This is a genomic window from Limnohabitans sp. 103DPR2 (assembly GCF_001412575.1).
Classification (GTDB): Bacteria; Pseudomonadota; Gammaproteobacteria; order Burkholderiales; family Burkholderiaceae_C; genus Limnohabitans_A.
The window spans coordinates 1,209,109-1,224,634 of the sequence record NZ_CP011834.1 but is presented as its reverse complement, the minus strand read 5'-3'; the positions used below and the strand labels follow the sequence as shown (position 1 = coordinate 1,224,634).

19 protein-coding genes are annotated in these 15,526 nt (G+C 52.3%); 15 read left to right on the top strand and 4 right to left on the bottom strand.

Features of this window, described 5'->3' with window-relative positions; all coding sequences use genetic code 11:
- The first annotated feature begins 6 nt into the window (after positions 1 to 6).
- From L103DPR2_RS06075 to L103DPR2_RS06065, 3 genes are read left to right on the top strand one after another with little or no spacing between them, the layout of a single operon-like run.
- Complete coding sequence (locus L103DPR2_RS06075; protein WP_055360208.1) at positions 7 to 792, top strand: gamma-glutamyl-gamma-aminobutyrate hydrolase family protein; 786 nt, start codon at positions 7 to 9, stop codon at positions 790 to 792.
- 45 nt (positions 793 to 837) lie between these two features.
- Positions 838 to 2,223, top strand: coding sequence for an aldehyde dehydrogenase family protein (locus tag L103DPR2_RS06070; protein WP_055360207.1), 1,386 nt, complete (start codon positions 838 to 840; stop codon positions 2,221 to 2,223).
- 1 nt (position 2,224) lies between these two features.
- Positions 2,225 to 2,884, top strand: a complete 660-nt coding sequence (locus L103DPR2_RS06065) for an HAD family hydrolase (protein WP_055360206.1) — start codon at positions 2,225 to 2,227, stop codon at positions 2,882 to 2,884.
- 6 nt (positions 2,885 to 2,890) lie between these two features.
- Here the strand turns inward: L103DPR2_RS06065 and L103DPR2_RS06060 are convergent, their stop codons facing one another.
- Positions 2,891 to 3,106, bottom strand: a complete 216-nt coding sequence (locus L103DPR2_RS06060; RefSeq protein WP_055360205.1) for a YgaP family membrane protein — start codon at positions 3,104 to 3,106, stop codon at positions 2,891 to 2,893.
- Positions 3,107 to 3,159: 53 nt separating this feature from the next.
- Positions 3,160 to 3,612: an OsmC family protein gene (locus L103DPR2_RS06055; protein WP_055360204.1), complete on the bottom strand. Its 453-nt coding sequence runs from the start codon at positions 3,610 to 3,612 to the stop codon at positions 3,160 to 3,162.
- A gap of 176 nt (positions 3,613 to 3,788) precedes the next feature.
- Between L103DPR2_RS06055 and trxC the strand changes: the two genes are divergently transcribed.
- From trxC to L103DPR2_RS06025, 6 genes are all read left to right on the top strand, one after another.
- A complete protein-coding gene (gene trxC / locus L103DPR2_RS06050; RefSeq protein WP_055360203.1) occupies positions 3,789 to 4,223 on the top strand; it encodes a thioredoxin TrxC in 435 nt (144 codons plus the stop codon).
- An 89-nt stretch (positions 4,224 to 4,312) separates the two neighbouring features.
- Positions 4,313 to 4,657 (top strand): ArsR/SmtB family transcription factor, encoded by a 345-nt coding sequence (locus tag L103DPR2_RS06045; protein ID WP_055360202.1) that lies wholly within the window; start codon positions 4,313 to 4,315, stop codon positions 4,655 to 4,657.
- 68 nt (positions 4,658 to 4,725) lie between these two features.
- Complete coding sequence (locus L103DPR2_RS06040) at positions 4,726 to 5,151, top strand: DsrE family protein (protein WP_055360201.1); 426 nt, start codon at positions 4,726 to 4,728, stop codon at positions 5,149 to 5,151.
- 38 nt (positions 5,152 to 5,189) lie between these two features.
- The gene (locus L103DPR2_RS06035; RefSeq protein ID WP_231717696.1) at positions 5,190 to 5,513 is read left to right on the top strand and encodes a c-type cytochrome; all 324 of its coding nucleotides are present in this window, start codon (positions 5,190 to 5,192) and stop codon (positions 5,511 to 5,513) included.
- A gap of 9 nt (positions 5,514 to 5,522) precedes the next feature.
- Positions 5,523 to 6,806, top strand: coding sequence for an NAD(P)/FAD-dependent oxidoreductase (locus L103DPR2_RS06030; protein ID WP_055360199.1), 1,284 nt, complete (start codon positions 5,523 to 5,525; stop codon positions 6,804 to 6,806).
- 9 nt (positions 6,807 to 6,815) lie between these two features.
- Positions 6,816 to 7,427 (top strand): c-type cytochrome, encoded by a 612-nt coding sequence (locus L103DPR2_RS06025; protein ID WP_055360198.1) that lies wholly within the window; start codon positions 6,816 to 6,818, stop codon positions 7,425 to 7,427.
- Between the two features lie 9 nt (positions 7,428 to 7,436).
- Here L103DPR2_RS06025 and L103DPR2_RS06020 read toward each other — a convergent pair whose 3' ends face one another.
- A complete protein-coding gene (locus L103DPR2_RS06020; RefSeq protein ID WP_231717695.1) occupies positions 7,437 to 8,510 on the bottom strand; it encodes a YeeE/YedE family protein in 1,074 nt (357 codons plus the stop codon).
- 104 nt (positions 8,511 to 8,614) lie between these two features.
- On the bottom strand, positions 8,615 to 9,676 hold the full coding sequence (locus L103DPR2_RS06015; protein WP_231717694.1) for a YeeE/YedE family protein: 1,062 nt from the start codon (positions 9,674 to 9,676) through the stop codon (positions 8,615 to 8,617).
- A 127-nt stretch (positions 9,677 to 9,803) separates the two neighbouring features.
- On the opposite strand from L103DPR2_RS06015, the gene L103DPR2_RS06010 reads away from it, so the two are divergent.
- The 6 genes from L103DPR2_RS06010 to L103DPR2_RS05985 all read left to right on the top strand — a co-directional run bounded on the left by L103DPR2_RS06010 (position 9,804) and on the right by L103DPR2_RS05985 (position 15,478).
- Positions 9,804 to 10,313, top strand: coding sequence for a thioredoxin fold domain-containing protein (locus L103DPR2_RS06010; protein ID WP_231717693.1), 510 nt, complete (start codon positions 9,804 to 9,806; stop codon positions 10,311 to 10,313).
- Between the two features lie 137 nt (positions 10,314 to 10,450).
- Complete coding sequence (locus L103DPR2_RS06005) at positions 10,451 to 10,765, top strand: hypothetical protein (protein ID WP_055360197.1); 315 nt, start codon at positions 10,451 to 10,453, stop codon at positions 10,763 to 10,765.
- A gap of 144 nt (positions 10,766 to 10,909) precedes the next feature.
- Complete coding sequence (locus tag L103DPR2_RS06000; RefSeq protein ID WP_055360196.1) at positions 10,910 to 11,485, top strand: DUF302 domain-containing protein; 576 nt, start codon at positions 10,910 to 10,912, stop codon at positions 11,483 to 11,485.
- 18 nt (positions 11,486 to 11,503) lie between these two features.
- Positions 11,504 to 12,826 (top strand): OmpP1/FadL family transporter, encoded by a 1,323-nt coding sequence (locus L103DPR2_RS05995; RefSeq protein WP_055360195.1) that lies wholly within the window; start codon positions 11,504 to 11,506, stop codon positions 12,824 to 12,826.
- Positions 12,827 to 13,011: 185 nt separating this feature from the next.
- Entirely contained in the window at positions 13,012 to 14,400 is a 1,389-nt protein-coding gene (gene soxC, locus L103DPR2_RS05990) for a sulfite dehydrogenase (protein WP_055361890.1), read from the top strand.
- Positions 14,384 to 15,478, top strand: a complete 1,095-nt coding sequence (locus L103DPR2_RS05985) for a c-type cytochrome (RefSeq protein WP_055360194.1) — start codon at positions 14,384 to 14,386, stop codon at positions 15,476 to 15,478. Before soxC ends, L103DPR2_RS05985 begins: the two co-directional genes overlap by 17 nt.
- Positions 15,479 to 15,526 lie beyond the last annotated feature (48 nt).

Genomic DNA, 15,526 nt, shown 5'->3' with positions numbered 1-15,526 from the left:
GCGTTCATGTCCTCCAATACCAAACGTCTCAAAATTGGCATCTCGGCTTGCTTTTTCCACCCAGACAACGAGCGTCCTATTTTCAAAGGCAAGACGCTTCAATACATAGAACAATCAGTGGCCCACTGGGTCATGTCGCAAGGTGATCTGGCGGTCATGATTCCTTCGCCTGAAGGCGATACGCAAGTGGGTGATGCGCAAATGACCGATTACGCCGACTGGTTAGATGGCGTCGTGCTGATGGGCGGCAGCGATGTGTGGCCAGGCAGTTACGGTGAAGAGGTGATGGACCCGCGCTGGACGGGCGACCGTGTGCGTGATGCCTATGAAAAGAAATTGATTGAAGCCTTTGTCGCCGCAGGTAAACCTGTATTGGGTGTATGCCGCGGCATGCAAATGATCAACGTGGCGTTTGGTGGCACCCTGTACCAAGACATTGCCACACAAAGGCCTGAAGCCTTGATGCACCGTGACGGCGTGCAATACGACCTCAACATGCACGAAGTTGCCTTCGATCCCAACAGCAAATTATCGAAACTACTAGGCGGCACCCAAAAGGCCAAGGTCAACAGCATTCACCACCAAGGTGTGAAAGATCTGGCGCCCAACTTTGTGGTGGAAGCCTACTGTCCGCACGACCGCATTCCAGAAGCCATTCGGCATGAAGGCAAAGCTTATGTGGCTGCTGTTCAGTGGCATCCAGAATTTCACAAACCTGCATTGGGGACCTTGGACGACAGCCCTATCCTGACCGATTTTTTGAATGCAGCCCGCCACAAGCCTACAGCTTGAGCAAGCCGCATTGGCCAACACAGACATTGAACCCATTGGACTCCTATGAAACTGCTTGACGTCATCAACCCCGCCACCGAAGAACTGATCACCCAACTGCCCATTGACGACGGTGCTGCGGTGGCCATCAAAGCGCAAAAAGCGCGCAATGCACAAGCTGCTTGGGCGGCCACACCTTTGTCAGAGCGAATGGCCTGCATCCAACGTTTCCGTGGATTGGTCGAGACGCAACTGGACGACCTTGCCAAAATCATGACGCAGGAAACCGGTAAACCCTTGGGTCATTCACGCAATGAACTGAATGGCTTCTTAGGTCGTGTTGATTTCTTTTTGGCTGAAGCTGAGGGCATTCTCAAAACTGTAACTGTCTTCAACCAAGATGGTATGTGCGAGCAAATTCAACACATTCCGCTCGGTTTGATTGGCAACATTTCTGCGTGGAACTATCCCTGGTTTGTGGGAGGTAACGTGTTTGTGCCAGGCTTGCTCATGGGCAATGCTATTTTGTACAAGCCCTCCGAATTCGCAGCCATGAGTGGTCTGGCCATGAGCCGTTTGCTCCACGAAGCAGGTATTCCTGCAGACGTGTTTGCCACCCTGATTGGCGCGGCAGACACAGGCAATTCTTTGCTGGCTCAAAAACTCGATGGCATGTTTTTCACAGGCTCTTTGGCCACAGGCCAGCACATTGCCAACGTGATGGGCCCTCGCATGACCAAATTGCAATTGGAATTGGGCGGCAAAGATCCCACCTATGTTTGCGCAGATGCAGACCCCGTGGCAGCTGCGCAATCACTGGCTGATGGCGCCATGTACAACGCCGGCCAAAGCTGCTGTTCGGTCGAACGCATTTATGTGCACGCCAGCATTCACGATCAGTTTGTACAAGCCTTGGTCGACACCGTCCGCACGTTCAAAATGGGCGATCCCTTGGCCGCTGATACCTACCTGGGCCCTCTCACGCGAACGCCCCAAATTAAAGTGTTGGAAGCACAAATTGCAGATGCCAAAGCCAAAGGTGCACGTTGCCTGCTGGGCGGTCAACGCAGCAAAGGCCCCATGGGCGGCAAAGGGAATTGGTTTGAAGCCACCGTGTTTGACAACGTCAACCACAGCATGACTCTGATGCGAGACGAAAGCTTTGGCCCCATCATTGGCATCCAAAAAGTGAACGACGATGCAGAAGCGGTTCAACTCATGAACGACACCCAGTACGGCCTCACCGCTGGCGTCTACACCCCCAACGAACAACACGCACGCGCTGTTCTGTCACAAGTTCGCGCGGGCACCGTCTACTGGAACTGCTGCGACCGCGTCAGCCCTCGACTGCCTTGGAGCGGCTACGGTCACTCGGGTGTAGGCCTTACCCTGTCCCGCGAAGGCTTGGCTACTTTCACGCGTCCCAAAGCTTGGCACCTGCGCAGCAACTGACATGCGCCTAGCCCTGTTTGATCTAGACCACACACTGCTGGATGGCGACAGCGATCAGCTGTGGTGTGACTTTCTCATTGACAAAGGATTGCTAGACAAAGCCATCTTCTCGGCCAAGAACGAGGCCATGGCGCGCGATTACAAATCGGGTGCCGTGGATGTGCAGGCATTTTGTGAGTTCTACATTGGCACTCTCACACTAAAGTCACCGCAAGAATGGGAACCCCTGCGCCAAGAATTTTTACAGGCGTGGGTGATACCGCGTTTGTGCGCGGACGGCAAAGCGCAAATCAAAGCGCATCAGACCAAAGGGGACCGCGTGGTCATGACCACAGCCACCAACCGTTTCATCACGGAGCTCACGGCAACACACTTGGGCATTCAAAATTTGATTGCCACAGAAGCCGAAGTCAAAGACGGCTTGTTCACAGGGCGTACGCAAGGCGTGCTGAACATGCGCGAAGGTAAAGTGGCACGGCTCAAGACTTGGTGCACAGAACAAGGCCTTGCTTGGGAACAATTGGAATCGTGGGGTTACAGCGACTCCATCAACGACCTCCCCTTGTTAGCCGCCGTGACCCATGCAACGGTTACACAAGGCGATGTCAAACTGCGCGCCGAAGCAGCCAAGCGCGGCTGGCCGCAGATTGAGTGGTTTTAAGCGATCTCAAGGTGAAGCATTTGGCGTTTGATCTTTGGGCATTGGACAGGTGCTGAATCCAAACAAGGTATACGCGCCACAAAAGCTGAACAAGCCTGTGGCCAACACCACAATGCCCACCCAACCCCAAGGACCCACTTGGCCTGTTGCAGCCAAAGCCATCAATGCAAGTCCCGCCACAATTCGCAAGATGCGATCAATTCCGCCGACATTTTTGAGCATCACAATTCTCCTTAGAAGCGAATGGATTCATTTTGCGCCGATTGATTGAAACGTCAAGGGCCTTTCAAAATGACACCCTTCGAATCCAAAACACGCGTGTGAATGGGAATGCCCTGCCCCACACTTTGCGTCACAGTACAAAAATCTTCGAATTGCGACAAGACCCGATCCAGGTACTCAAGCTGGTGTGCCTCCAAGCCCAAATGCAATTTGGCCTCGATGCGCAGAACACGCATGCGCCCTTCTGCATTGCGCCCCACCTCTGCATGCACCACCGTATGAATGGGTTCTGGCGATTGCTTGAACTTGGCCAGCGCAAAATACAAAGCATCACTCAGGCAATTGCCAACAGCAGCGGCCAGTAAATGAACAGGTGTTGGCCCCTTGCCTTCACCCAAGGGTGCCGGCTCATCGGTCATCAACTGCGGCATGCCTTCACTGAATTCAATGTCAAATTGGTATTTTGAGCGTTGACGAAGTTCAACGGTAATGGTTTTTTCTGACATGGTTGAAGCCCTCTAATTTTCTCGGGTGAGTCCACGAAGCACAACGCCAATATGAGGGATTCCATCCGCCTCGGACTTAACTTAGATCAATTCATTTCAAATACCGTAGGTCATGATGCGCTTGAAATACAAAAAACAATCGCTACTTGTCCTAGACGACCTTGAAAGGAACTCACATGAAAACACATTTGGTTTGCCCCCACTGCAACAGCACCAACCGTGTTGCCACAGCGCAATTGGAAGCTGAGTTGTCTTGCGGCAGTTGTCACAAGCCGCTTTTTGACAAGCACCCCTCCAGCCTCACAGCCACGGGTTTGGAAGCACAAATTGCAAAAAGCGAAGTCCCTGTGGTCGTCGACTTCTGGGCACCTTGGTGTGGCCCTTGTCGCATGATGGCACCCGAATATGAAAAAGCGTGCGCCATGCTGGAGCCACATGCTCGTTTCGTCAAAGTAGACACTGAGGCGCACCAAGAGGTGGGGGCCAAACACAACATTCGCAGCATTCCCACATTGGCAATTTTCAAAGGGGGCAAGGAAGTGGCCAGAATTTCTGGGGCTAGATCGGCTGCAGATTTGGCCAAATGGGTTCGGACGGAAATTGGAAAATAAGCTGACTCTATCCGTCTCTCGCTGGTCCTAGCCCTTTGTTGGCTCGCAAGGGGCTACAGAGAGATGGTTTTCAAGCTATATTTCGGTTCATGCGAACCAGCAAAATCAAAAACATTCAATTCGAAAAACTCGAAAAAGACGACGCCACTTTCAACCGTGCCGCTGAAATCTTTCGCGTGATGTCGGCACCCATGCGTTTGCGAATCATGAGTTGCTTGTGTGCTGGTGAAAAAAATGTCAGCGAGTTGTTAGAAGAAGTCGACACCACGCAATCCAACATGTCTCAGCATTTAAGTACCTTGTTCCAAGCCGGAATTCTTCAAAAACGCCGCGATGGCGTACAAATTTATTACAGCATCGCCAACCCAGGCTTTGTAGACCTGTGCCGCGCGGTCTGCACCCAAATCGCCACTGAAAGTCTCGAGTCAGTTTGAAGTCGGGTTAGTACTGTGCCCATGCAGCTTCGTGCCAGATTAACATCTAGATAAATTAGGAGTGGCTAATGAATACATTGTCTTGGGTTCGCACATGCGGACTGTCTCTGGCTTTGTGCTTCGCTGCAGCAGCACATGCCCAAACCAAAGTGGTTTACCACCTCAACGAAGGCTTGGCGCAAGCAGCTCGCGCCATGGGCAACATTCGCAATCACTTGGCCGCCGACCCCAACGCCAAAATTACGGTGGTCACGCACGGTCCTGGCATTGATTTTTTATTGGAGGGCGCCATGACACCGTCAGGTCAACCCTTTGCAGGCACCATTGGCGACCTGGCCTCCAAAGGCGTGAAGTTCGATGTCTGCAACAACACGCTTGAAACTCGCAAAATTCCAAAAGAAAAAGTGGTGATGGAAGCTTCTGTTGTGCCCTCTGGCGTTGCCGAGGTTGCCAACCTGCAATCCAAGTCTGGCTTTGTGTACATCCGTCCTTGAACCTTCAGTTGAACCGTTCATTTTTAACTTCTTCAAACATGTCAAAAATTATGAAAAACTGGCTTTACTTCGGCGCAGCGCTTGTTTGCCTTGCCACCAGCGCTCAGGCGCAAACCAATGCCCCCGACCCCATGCAAGTTCGCAGCTGGGCAGCTGGTTGTTCTAACTGCCATGGCACCAATGGTCGTGCCGAGTCTGGCAATGAAGCTTTGGCAGGCGCCAACAAAGACGACATCGTCAAGAAAATGATGGATTTCAAAGCAGGCCGCAAGCCTGCCACCATCATGCATCAGTTGGCCAAAGGTTACAGCGACGAGCAAATTGTTGCCATTGCTGGCTACTTTGCAGCACAGAAAAAATAAGGAGTTGTCATGAAACGTCGTCAATTTATTCAAAGCGCTTCTGCAACTTCAGCATTGGGCGCCATGGGCCTCATGAGTGGCTGCGCAACCACGGGCGGTGCCAATGGCCCCAAGGTGGTGGTCGTGGGCGGTGGCTATGGCGGTGCCACCGCTGCCAAATATGTCCGCATGTGGTCTGACTACGGCATTCAAGTCACCTTGATTGAACCCAATGCCAGCTTCATCTCCTGCCCTATTTCCAACTTGGTCATTGGTGGCAGCAAAACCATGGCCGACATCACCACGTCTTACGACAATTTGGTCAAACGTCATGGCGTGAATTTGGTCAAAGATTACGTTACACAAATCGATCCCGACAAACGCATCGTCAAATTGGCGGGTGGCTCTGAAGTGCCCTACGACCGATTGATTCTGTCGCCTGGCGTTGACTTCATGTTTGATGCAATCCCTGGCCTGAACAAAGCGGGTGCGCAAGACAAAGTGTTGCACGCTTGGAAAGCAGGCGCTCAAACGGTGGCATTGCGCAAACAATTGGAAGCCATGCCCGATGGCGGTGTCTACGCCTTGTCCATTCCCTTGGCACCCTACCGCTGCCCGCCTGGCCCTTACGAGCGTGCCTGCCAAGTGGCCGAGTACTTCAGCAAAGCCAAGCCTAAAAGCAAGGTCCTCATTTTGGATGCCAACGAAGATGTCACGTCCAAAGGCCCGTTGTTCAAAAAAGCTTGGGCTGAACGTTACAAAGGTATTGTGGAGTACCGCGGCAAGCACAACGCCATCGATGTTGATGCCGCTACCAATACTTTGAAATTTGAATTCAACGACGACGTCAAAGCCAATGTGCTGAACGTGATTCCGCCCATGCGCGCCGGCGAAATTGCAGTCAAATCCGGCTTGGCCACGGCCAACAAACGCTGGTGCGAAGTCGACTTCCTCACCTTTGAATCGAAGGCTGCCAAAAACATTCACGTGTTGGGCGACTCTATTCAAATTGCACCCGCCATGCCCAAATCAGGCCACATGGCCAACCAACACGGCAAAACTTGTGCAGCAGCAGTGGTTGCCTTGTTGAGCGGCAAAACGCCCAACAACATGCCCATCTACAACAACACCTGCTACAGCTTTGTCAGCTCTGAAGATGTGGTTCACGTGGCCAGCGTACATGCTTACGACGCAGACAAGAAAACCATGTTGGCAGTCCCAGGTTCCGGTGGTGTGTCTAGCGCGGCCAACGAATTGGAAGGCCGCTATGCCATGGCCTGGGCTCGCAACATTTGGGCAGACACATTGGCGTAAGCATTGGGCATGAAGAAGACTGCACTGACAAAAGCGCTGGCCATTGCATGGTTGGCGTTGGGCGCCTGCTCAATTGCATGGGGACAAGCTGACGAAGCACGCGCCAAAAAAATCATTTCTGGCTCATGCTTTTTGTGCCATGGTGCACAGGGTGACTCGTCCAGCGAGGTCTTTCCTCGACTGGCGGGACAACACTCTGAATACATTGCCAAACAACTGTCTAACTTTAAAAGCGGTGCACGTAAAAGCACTGCCATGCGCGACATGGTGGCCAAGCTCACACCAGATGAAATGTTGGCCATTGGCAAGTTTTTTGAAAAACAAAGTGTGCCCGTAGAAGCGCCCAAAGATGCAGGCTTGGCTGCAGTTGGCAACTATGTTTTTCACAATGGCAACAAGTTCAGTGGTGTGCCAGCATGCGCCAGCTGTCACGGCGCTGAAGCCAATGGCACGGCGACATTGCCACGCTTGGCCAGTCAATATGCTGTTTACATTGAAACGCAATTGAAGCAATTCAACACGCGTGAGCGCAACAACGACAACGCTGTGATGCACGCCATCGTGGCCAAAATGACGCCACTTGAAATGGCCGCGGTTGCGGAATACCTCAGCGGCAAATAAGCCAATCGCCTAAGGGTGCCGGTGGTTGGCGGGAGAATCCAACCACCGATCGGTGAGGCCAGCACCCAACCACATGCCCACCAAGGTGACCCATGCGGTCAGCGCAAAAATGGCACCGCCTGTTACGCCTGCCCCAATGGCACAACCGCCGGCCAACATCGACCCAAATCCCATCAAGACGGCACCCGCAATGTAGCGACGCATGCTGTAACCATCTTTGAAGCCTTCCAGTTTGAATTCGCTGCCTGCCATGGCACCCAAAAAAGAACCCAAGAAAACACCCGGCAACAAGCCAAATTCAAAGCCAATTTTGGGCGCAGGCGATTGCAACACCCGCATCAACCATTCAGCGGAGGGGCCACTGAAGGTCAGTCCTTGAATTTGAATCGGTTCAAATGAATTTTTGGCCACCCATTGCGTGAAGCCCCATGCAGCAGCCACTGACAAACCTGTGCCAATGCCGCCCACCCATAACATCACAGGCTTGCTGGTGCTGCGGCTGACAAAATATATGGCCATGACCAAACACAAAACGCCAATGGCCAAGCCAGTGGCATGACCTACGCCTGCCATGGCCAACAGGTCACGGCCTGGTCCGCCGTCCAAGGTTGACCATTCACTGATGGCTAGCCTTGCGGGCATGAGTGCCCCCGACAAACTCGACTGCGCAACCACGGCAAAAATCAATCCAGAGAGTAAGGCGCGTAAATTGCCATTGGCCGACAAAATGAGCAAGCGACTGGCACAACCCCTTGTCAAGATCATGCCCACGCCAAACATCAAGCCCCCCACCATGGCACCCGACAAACTGCCACGCGCTGCAATTTGACGCGCACCACTGCTGTCCAAGCCACCCCACAACACCAAAGCTTGTGTGCCGATGACGGCAGCAGAAAATGCCAGCAACCAAATGGACAGTTTGTCTTTGAAATGCCCATGCCAAAAATCAATGACGGCAGCGCGCAAACAAAACTTGGACCGTTGTGCAAAGAATCCGAAGAGCATACCGATGACGGCGCCGCCGATGGCTAGGACGGTACCTTCGCCATAAATTTCAATCACTTCATTCAGTGCAAAGCTCACGGGCAACCCTCTTCAAATCAGCATGGACTGATCAAGATGCTATCAACAAGTTGCCAGTTTGAATTGACATGCGTCAATGGCCCAACTGACTTTGCAGGGCGTGTTTATGTCGGTGCACCAATCGACTTGAGAAAGCGATAGGTCAAGGCGGCACCCGCCATGATGGACAGCAGTGTCAACCATGCCGTGTTTGAAAACACCACGCCACCTGACATACCTGCACCCACCGTACACCCGCCGGCCAACACAGCGCCAAAGCCCATCAACACAGCACCCGTGAGGTAGTGACCCAATTTGTTTTCGGTTTGAAAGCCTTCAAATTTGAACTCGCCAAACAAGAAAGCAGCAATGAAAGAGCCCACAAAAACACTGGGCAACAGGCCTGCGTCAAAGCCAAATCGTGGGGCTGTGTCTGTGTAAAGCACACGGGTTAACCACTCGGCTGAAGCGCTGCTGAAGGAAAGACTTTGAAGCGGAATCGGTTCAAAAGACGCACTGGCAATCCATTGCGTGAAAAACCAACCCAGTGCAATGGCCACGCCAACAAATACGTTACCCCATACCAAGGGTTTGGTCCCGCCCGAAACACGGAAACGCCAAATGGCGGTGCCCAAAAAGAGCAAGCCAATGGCCAACCCCATCCAAGAGTTTGTGCCCAATGCATTGAGCATATTGCGCTGGGGTCCCCCATCAACCGTCCACCAAGACGCCATGAATTGGCGAGCTGGTGCCAAGGCCCCAGAGATGGTGGCTTGGACAGTTACTGCAAACACCAATCCTGAAAGCAACGCACGTAAATTGCCGTTGCCCGAAAGAATGATCAACCGGCTTGCACAACCGCGCGTCATGATCATGCCCATGCCAAACATGAGGCCGCCCAACACCGCGCCAGAGATGCTGCCTTGTGAACCCAAGTGTCTGGAACTTTCAGGTTTCAATAAACCCAATGTGATGGCCAATTGAACCATCAGCATGGCCACAGCAAATGCCAACAGCCATCCTGCAAATTTTTGCCGCCACTGCCCCTCACAGCATTCAATAACTGCAGCCCTAGCGCAGAATTTAGAGCGTTGTGCACTGAAGCCAAACAACAGTCCAATTACAGCGCCACCCATGGCCAAGATCCAATGATCACCGTAGGTTTCCAAAAGACTTGCGAGATTCACAAAGTTCCCCAATAATTCATCACTTACTGATATATCTAAAGACGCACTCTCCAACACAAGTGACACCTGGTTCCGCTTCCTGCAGCGAAAAACCACCGATTGTCCCTTTTTTTCACGCTCATTGCCCATGTCCCAACTCAACGCCGTTACTCAAGACCTGATGACACGCAGAACGTATGTGTCACGCCTTGGTTTGAGCCTGACCGGCGCCCTTGTTGGCCTTCCCCTCCTAAGCCAAGCTGCACCGGCCATACTGCCTGCTGCCACGTCCCTGCCGGATGAACTTGAAAAGGCCCTGAAAGCCAAAGAGCCCTTGATCGTGATGGTCAGCTTAGCGGGTTGCCCGTTTTGCAAAATGGCCAGAGAAAGCCACCTCAGCCCCATGCAAAAACAAGGATTTCCCATTGTTCAAGTGGACATGAGAAGTGAGCTTCCAGTCAAAGGCTTCAACGGTCAAATGCAAACGCATGACCAATGTGTCAAGCAATGGCGTGTCAGCATTGCCCCTACCCTGATCTTCCTAGGTCCAAAAGGACAAGAGTTGGTTGAGCGCATGGAAGGTGGTTACTTGCCAGACTTTTATGGTGCCTATTTGGATGAACGCATCGCATTGGCCAGAAAATCCTTGCGCAGCTAAACCCCAGGCTTCAAACAAAGAATTCTTCTTTGCACGAGGGAAAGCACCTAGCAAAGTGTGGCCATCTGACAGCTTATGCCTCAGCCATCATCCGTTAAATTAGTCACGGGTTATCTATTTCACAAGCAAAGATTGACATGAAACTTCAAACATTCGCATTGGCCGCATTTCTGTTGAGCAACGTTGCCATGGCTCAGCCTGTCCTCTTCAAAGATGCCGACTTGAAATTGGGTGCACAGCTCATCGCCCAGAACAACTGCGACAGCTGCCATCAAAAACGTGTAGGCGGTAATGGCAGCGCCATCTACAAGCCACAAGGCCGAATCAACACTCCAGGATTTTTAAGGGGCATGGTGGAGCAGTGCAACACCGAACTCAACTTGGGATTTTTCCCCGAAGAAGTCACCGCAGTTGCCGCTGTACTGAACCGTGATCATTACAAATTCAAATAAAGGCTGACGCCTGGCTTACCTTACCCCCTAGGGTATATTCCAATACCCCCCTGGGTTATTTTCCAAGATGATCGCTGCATCACTGAAGATTTGCGAATACACGCAAATCTTGACAGTTCGATGTGATCAAACAGGAGAACCCCCATGCGCTTTGGATTAAAGTCAGCCACTTTGGCGACGGCACTAACAGCAACCCTGATGCTGACGGGCTGCGGCACGATCAGTACCATGGCAAAACTTGAAAGTGGCGCAGGCGCTGAAGCCAGCCGCATGTGGGATCGTTGGGTTGAAGGCAATGGCGACATTGCCATTGCAACAACCTGGGAACGCAAAGTTGCCAAGGGCGTGACCCCCAACGACATCGAACAAATCCTGAAGCAGGTCGCCACTGAGCGCAACATGAAAGACGTCGGCACCTTGCCCTTGTCAAAAGAACTTGAAGCACGAACAGGCCAAAAGCAGAAGTTACTCACCGTCTATTCTTTCTGCACCCCCACAACTGCCCGCCGCATGGTGGACTTCAGCCCCCACATGGCGGCCTACCTGCCCTGCCGCGTCACCGTGGTTGAAAAAGAAGATGGCCTGTGGCTCTACACCCTCAACATGGACATGATGGTCAAGATGGGCCGCAAATTGCCCTCCCCCTTGAAAGAAGAAGCCAATGCCGTCAGAGACACCATCTGGGAAATGATGGAACGTGCCTCTAAAGGCGAAATTTAATATTCAGGAGGAGACAACATGCACATTCAATTTAAAAAACAAACCACTGCCATTGCTGCCGCCATCTTGATGACGGGCTCGTCTGCTTGGGCCACCAACGGCATGATTTTGGAAGGCTATGGCCCTGTGGCGCTGGCCATGGGCGGCGCAGCAACTGCCATTGAAAATGGTACTGCTGCCATGATGAACAACCCAGCCACCTTGCAAATGGGTCCTGATGGCACCCGCTTCGATTTGGCCGTAGGTGTTTTAGGCCCCAAAGTGAGCACAGCCATTCCCGGCTTTCCCACGGCCAACTCTGGCGGAACTTCTTATGTCATGCCCGCCTTTGGCTGGGTTCGCAAAGCGGGTACCCTAAGCTATGGCGTTGGCATGTTTGGTCAAGGCGGCATGGGCACAGAATACGCCGCAAACTCTGCCTTGGCCATGGGCTCTGGCGCTGATGTTCGCTCGGAACTCAGCGTGGGACGTGTGCTGTTTCCTGTTGCCATGCAAGTCAACGACAAGTTGAATGTGGGTGCGACACTGGATTTTGCTTGGTCCAATCTGGACATGAAAATGGCGGCCACAGGTGCACAACTGGGTGGCATGGTCAATGGCATGCCCTCTGGCAATCTAGGCATGGCTTTGCCCCAACTTGCACAGTCACCTTGGGCACGGATTGATTTTTCAAACAACAGCGATTTCAGCGGCGCAGCAAAGGCAACGGGCTGGACTGGCAAATTGGGCATGACATACCAAGCAACGCCTGACTTGACTGTGGGTGCAAGTTACCACCTTAAAACGGCTCAAGGCGACATGAAAACTTCTGCCAAAGGCGCAAGCATGAGCGCACCAGGCGGCTTTGCCGATGTGGGGCAACTCAAGGTCTTGAACTTCCAAATGCCCGCCACACTGGCCATCGGCATGGCTTTCAAATCAAGCCCTGCATTGACCCTGGCAGCAGATGTCAAACGGGTTGAATGGTCCAAGGTGATGAAGCAGTTCTCCATGAACTACACCAGTGCAGGCATGGGTGGCAGCGTCAGCTTTGCAATGCCACAAAACTGGGCGGATCAAACAGTTGTTTCTTTGGGCGCAGCCTATCGCATGAACGATGTTCTGACATTGCGCGGCGGTTTGAATTTGGCCAGCAACCCCATTCCGAAAGATATGACCAACCCCTTGTTCCCAGCCATTGTGGAAAACCACGTGACATTGGGTGCAGCCTATCAGCTCAGCAAGCAATGGCAGTTAGATGCCGCCATGTCGCATGCAGGCAAAGTGACCGTGGCAACACCTGGCGCCAGCATCTCACACAACCAAAACAATTGGCAACTGTTGGCAAGCTATCGTTATTGAGCACTTTTTACGTTGCACAGAGGAATTGATTTAAATCAATTCCTCTGTGCGCATGTCAATCACAATCAGACACAAACTTTTTGTAATTTTGAGTTCAGCCACACAGCTGAGAATCACGCCGTATAAATAAGCATTGGCTTATATAAACCAACAATGTGATTGCCAATGCTGACCAAGGAGATAACGTGACAGAGCGATTCAATTCCTCAGGACGGGTCCAAAAAGCCCCTGAAAATTTCTTAACCCCAGCTGGTGTCAAAACGGTTTTTGCTGAAGGCAAACAAGGTCGACGTGACTTCATTCGTCGTGCTTTTGCAGCAGCCTCTACAGCAACAGCGGCAGGTGTTGCAGCAGTTGCAGCGCCCGCCAATGCCTGGGCCCAAGGCAACCCCATCCCTACTGAGGGTGGTGACCCCAACATTTTGAATTTGCCCGCACACGCCACTGGACTTGGCCAGGGTGTTGCCACAGAGGGTTACGGCAAACCCTCCAAGTACGAATCCAATTTGCAACGACGCCAAAGCCCTGGTTTGACACAAACCACACAGGCATCCGTTTCTTTTGCACCCTTGCAATCTTTGTTTGGCATCGTCACGCCCAGCGGCCTGCACTTTGAGCGTCACCATCAAGGCTGGTGGGACATCGACCCCTCCAAACATCGCTTCATGATCAACGGCATGGTGAAAAACCCCAAGGTTTTTACCATGGACGAAATCATGCGCTTGCCATCCGTATCACGTTTTCACTTCATTGAATGCGGCGCCAATACGGCGGTTGATTGGGGCAATGTGGCGGTGCCCACAGTGCAATACACACACGGCATGTTGTCTTGCAGTGAATTCACAGGCGTTCCGCTCATCACCCTGCTTGAATTGGCGGGTGCCGATTTGAAAAATGGCAAGTTCGTATTGGCCGAAGGCGGCGACGGCTCAGCCATGACTCGTACCATTCCCATGAGCCTGATCACATCAGGTGAAGTGTTGGTGGCCTATGGCCAAAACGGCGAAATGCTGCGTCCAGAAAACGGCTACCCCTTGCGCTTGGTTGTGCCGGGTGTTCAAGGTGTCAGTTGGGTCAAATACCTGCGACGCGTTGAAGTGGGTGATCAGCCATACGCAGCCAAAGACGAAGCCATTCATTACATCGATTTACAACCCAGTGGACTGCACCGTCAATACACCAACATTCAAGAATGCAAGAGCGTGGTCACCACACCCTCCGGCGGTCAAGTTTTGTTGGACAAAGGTTTTTACAACATCACCGGCTTGGCTTGGTCAGGTAAAGGCAAGATCAAACGCGTCGACGTGTCAACTGATGGCGGCCGCAATTGGCGTCAAGCAAGGCTCGAAACACCCGTACTGTCAAAAGCGCTCACCCGCTTCAATTTGGATTGGGTCTGGGATGGCAAACCCGCCATCATCCAAAGCCGCGCACAAGACGAAACTGGGTACGTTCAACCCATGTACAAGCAACTGCGCGATGTTCGCGGTACACGTTCTATTTATCACAACAATGCCATTCAGTCATGGTTGGTGCAAGAAAATGGCGAGGTGAAAAATGTTCAAGTTTCCTAAGATTGTTCTGGCCATCGCCATCGGCCTGTCCTTTGCATCTGCCTTTGCACAAAGCACCAAATATCCAGGCGTAGGACGAGACGCCACCCCCAAAGAAGTGGCAGCTTGGGACATTGATGTTCGTCCCGACTTTAAAGGCTTGCCTGTAGGCTCTGGTTCTGTGGCCAAAGGCCAAGATGTTTGGGAAGCCAAATGTGCGCAATGTCACGGTATTTTTGGTGAATCCAATGAGGTCTTCAGCCCATTGATTGGTGGCACCACTGCCGAAGACATCAAAACCGGCCGTGTGGCCAACCTCACGCGCACAGACTTCCCCGGACGCACCACCATCATGAAGGTGGCCACGGTGTCAACCTTGTGGGACTACATCAACCGTGCCATGCCTTGGACCAATCCCAAGACACTCACCACAGAAGAAGTCTACGCAGTGACAGGTTTCTTATTGAACTTGGCTGGCGTGGTGCCCGATGACTATGTGCTGTCAAACAAAAATATTGCCGAGGTGCAAAAACGGATGCCCAACCGCAATGGCATGACCACCGCACACGCCATGTGGCCAGGCAAAGAATTTGGTGGTACCAGCAAACCCGATACGCAAAACACGATTTGCATGAAGGATTGCAAACCCGAAGCCAAAGTGGCCTCTTTCTTGCCCGACTTTGCACGCAATGCCCATGGCAACTTGAGTGAACAAAATCGCATGGTCGGTCAGCAAAAAGGCGTCGACACCACCAAGCCAGAAGGCAGTACTGGCAAAACAAGTACAAGCGCTCCTGCGACCAGTACAGCGCCAGCCACACCCGCCAAAGCGGCAGATGGCAAAGCTGACAACAAAGCTGTCATGGCCCTGTTGAGCAAAAACGTCTGTACGGCATGCCACGGTATCGACAAGAAAATAGTGGGTCCAGGCTTTAACGACATTGCGAAAAAATATCCAGGCAAAGTTGATTACATTGCAGGCAAAATCAAGTCAGGCGGTTCAGGTGTGTGGGGTGCCATCCCCATGCCTGCACAAAACTTAAGCGATGCAGACGCGAAGCTCATTGCTGAGTGGATTGCCAACGGCAGCCAAAAGTAAAAAAAAGGTCAAAGTTCATCAGGTTTAACTGAATTGACTTTGACGCAG